Below are 3,320 nucleotides of genomic sequence, written 5' to 3'. Positions count from 1 at the left end.
GCGCTCTATCGTCGCCTCGGCTTCCGCGTCCACCACGCCTATGTCAACGCCACCGCTTGGAATGCGTGAACAATCGCGGCCGGCGGCCGCAAACATCCTTTTCGCCAAGCATCCCCCTCCCTGCCTGGCCGTGAGATCATGGATAGTGTTCATTTCGGCGAAGCAAACGGCCGGGGGTGACTTCCTTGTGGTGGAGGAAACGGCGGGTGCTTCTGGCGGCCACGACGTGCGCGGCGCTCGGCTCGCTCGGTGTCGGCTGGGCGATGGGGGTCGGCGGGTCTCGGGATTCTGACCTGAGCGCACCCTCGGACTACGTCACATCTCGCCAACACCTGGAGCACGGACTCTCGGCTGCCGACGCTGTCCGGTCGGGCACCGCATGGATGGACCACGGCGTCCTCGTCGCGGCGCAGGCGTCAGATCCCGAGGCATCAAACGGCCGCCCCGGTATCCGGCTCGATATCGAGGTCAAGGGAGCAAGCGCGGCCGATGGCGGATTCCTCGCCAGCACCTGGCAGGCCGATCTGGCCCAGGGCGTAATCGCCGAGCGGCTGGCCGGGGACTCGGGAAATCTCGCCGACACGATCGCCGAGGCCCACATCGAGTTCATCGATGAGACCGGGGACCGATCCGAGATCCCGAGCGGCGTCGGCGACCTCGAGCCTGGTCAGCGTTTCGGCGATCCTGCGATCACCGACGATCAGGCCAGGGCCGCGCTGACCGCCGCCGCAGAGAAGTTCGGGCTGACGGTGCTCGAAGCGCGCATCCTGCACCCGCTGGACCGGGCGGCATACGTGGTCGTCGAACTGCCTGATGAGCATGCGCTGGACGGCAAAATCGAAGCCCTGCGGCACGCGCTGCTCCACGACCCCAAGGCCTTTGAAGGCCTCTATCTCGAGGTCCGTGGTCCGGACGGCACGCCGCTAGCCCGCGGTTCGGTGGCATTCCGCTCGGGCGCCGGCCGGATCTGGCAGGCGCCCAGCTACGCCGACCGCTCGGGCGTCGCTCACGGCTGACCAGGTCAGCCGCAGATGACGAGGTCCTCGGGGATGTAGTGGGTGGTGAAAGTCGACTCCTTGACCACCTTGCTGCCGGACTTGAACACCCGCCCGACCGTGACATTGAAGCCCTCGGAGGGACTCTGCGGGACGCAGCCCTCTTTGGTGTCATGGATGGTCTTGGGCTCAACGACCGCCGTCCGCGGGCCCTTCCACGCGGTGACATCCCACGTCTTCTTGCCCTGGAAGGTGACCGTGATCGAGTTGGCGTCGACCTTGGTGGTGATCAGGATCCCGCCCTTGGTGGTGTTGGTGAACTTCTGGTCGACATCGGGCCAGGAGATCGTCGCCTCGCGCCCCTCGGGGTAGCGGGAGATATAGAAGCTATGCGGGTGGAACTCGTCGATCTGCGCACCGGAGAAGAAGACCGCGTTGAAGAGGGTCGTCGAGACCTGGGAGATGCCTCCGCCGTAGTCGGTCGTCAGCCGCCCGTTGTAGATCACCGGCGCACCGCGGTAGCCCTTCTCCGGAGTGCGCTTGCCGAGCAGTCCGTTGAGCGAGAACTGTTCTCCCGGAGCGACATAGACGCCGTTGAGCTTGCTCGCGGCCAGGGTGATGTTGTGGGTCCGGTCCGGGTTGTACGGGAACTGGGTGGTGAATGTCGAGATGACACCGGTCGGCAGCGTCGCCTTGGCCTCGGCTGTGGTGAACGTGGCCGGCGCAGCGACAACAGGCACGTCCGCCGTGCGGTCTGAACTCGTGATCGCCGCCTCGATCGCCGCCGGCACCTTGGCGGCGTCGACGTCGAGACCGTCGATCGACGGGGCGACCTTGAACGAGCCCTCCGATGACGTCACGACCGCATCGCGCCCCTTCTGCAGCACCTTCGCCGCGAGCCCGGCCTTGCGGACCGCCCCGACGAGGGTCTTCTCGTCGTATGCCGCGGCGAGCGTCCCGTCTTTCGGCGTGAAGGTCACGCTGTCGGCGATGTCCGCACCGGCCACCTCGAAACTCTTCTCGCCCGCCTTGACCGTCACCGGGCCGGCGAGGATCGTGTCGGCCACGTCCGTCTTGACCTTCGTCGCTTCATCGGTGGTCACGTCGGGCTCGACCGTCTTGACGGCTCCGGTGATCTGCGGGACCTGTAGCCACCCCTTCGTCACGGCGTCGGCGGTTGCGGGCACGTCCACGCCCGATCCGTCGACCCCCGGGGTCACCGTAGCCACGCCCTTCTTGAACGCCAAGGTGGCGTCCTTCGGAGCCGTCGAGATCGCCTCGCCCGCGCTGGTCAGGGCAGCCTCGAGCTTGGCCTGGTCGACCGCCAGTTTGGCCGGCTCGGAGACGGACCCGGTCAGTCGGTTGATCAATTCAACGGGGTTGAAGGTCGTTCCCGTCAGCCCGTCGAGGGAGCCGGCATAGTCCACGGCGAGCCCCGCCGCGGCCGGATCGAGACTGATTCGCTGCTCCCCCAAGTTGACCGGGATCGCGGCAGCCGCCTTGTCCTGCAGACCGGTTCGCAGCTTCTCCAGGGCCTGCGCGTGGCTCAGGCCGCCGATCTGCACCCCGCCGACGGTCGTGTCCTTAGCCGTGGAGTCGCCCATGGACACGGCGAGCGCGACATAGCCGCCGCCCAGGAGTGCCACGGCGCCACCGGCGGCCCACGGCCAGACACGCCGTGCGCGGCGGGTGGTCGGTGTGGATTGCTGGTCGGTCATGCAAGGCTCCCAAATTGACTGCGGTAGTAGACGAGCGCGGCCTCGGGCTCATCGGCGAGGGTGAGGGCGGTGACCCGTCCCAGGACGATCGAGTGGTCACCTGCCGGATGCACGGCATACGTCTCGCACTCGAGGGTAGCGAGGCTGCCGATAATCATCACAACTCCGGACGCCCCGCGCGTGTGCGGGATCTGGTCGAGTTGACCGACCAACGGTCGCCCCGGCGTTGCAAGCCATTGCGCCGCAGGGCGTTGGCTCTTCCCCAAAATGGAGACTCCCCAGACGCCGGCATCGAGCACCGCCTCGTGGAAGCGGCTGGCGGTCTCGACGCACACCAGCACCAAAGGCGGCTCCAATGAGACCGACGTGACGGCATTCGCCGTCATCGCATGGTCGCGGCCGTCGGCGATGGTGCTGACGATGGTCACCCCGCCCGCGAGCCGGCCCAGAGCCGCGCGGAAGGTCCACGCATCCACCGGTATGCCGTTCGCCCCCGGCTGCTGCTCGTCGCTCACGGGATCAGGCCCTCCCCCGCGGGCCCGGGACGCACGAGCCCGGTGCGCGGATCGAGCGGGGCATAGCCTTCGCGCCCGCTCAGCCGTGCCGC

At 67.7% G+C, this 3,320-nt stretch carries 3 protein-coding genes; 1 reads left to right on the top strand and 2 read right to left on the bottom strand.

The window, feature by feature from the left end; translation table 11 throughout:
* Window positions 1-206: 206 nt before the first annotated feature.
* Window positions 207-1,016 (top strand): hypothetical protein, encoded by an 810-nt coding sequence (locus tag PKH97_RS15200; RefSeq protein ID WP_324388435.1) that lies wholly within the window; start codon window positions 207-209, stop codon window positions 1,014-1,016.
* Between the two features lie 5 nt (window positions 1,017-1,021).
* Here the strand turns inward: PKH97_RS15200 and PKH97_RS15195 are convergent, their stop codons facing one another.
* Both PKH97_RS15195 and PKH97_RS15190 read right to left on the bottom strand, forming a co-directional pair.
* The gene (locus PKH97_RS15195) at window positions 1,022-2,713 is read right to left on the bottom strand and encodes a VanW family protein (RefSeq protein WP_324388434.1); all 1,692 of its coding nucleotides are present in this window, start codon (window positions 2,711-2,713) and stop codon (window positions 1,022-1,024) included.
* Complete coding sequence (locus PKH97_RS15190; RefSeq protein ID WP_324388433.1) at window positions 2,710-3,228, bottom strand: flavin reductase family protein; 519 nt, start codon at window positions 3,226-3,228, stop codon at window positions 2,710-2,712. The genes PKH97_RS15195 and PKH97_RS15190 overlap by 4 nt, the downstream gene beginning before the upstream one ends.
* Window positions 3,229-3,320 lie beyond the last annotated feature (92 nt).

It is taken from the genome of Nostocoides sp., assembly GCF_035343835.1.
Lineage (GTDB): Bacteria > Actinomycetota > Actinomycetes > Actinomycetales > Dermatophilaceae > Nostocoides_A > Nostocoides_A vanveenii.
Note: the sequence above shows the minus strand (reverse complement) of the source record. Positions and strands in the feature narration are given on the sequence as shown.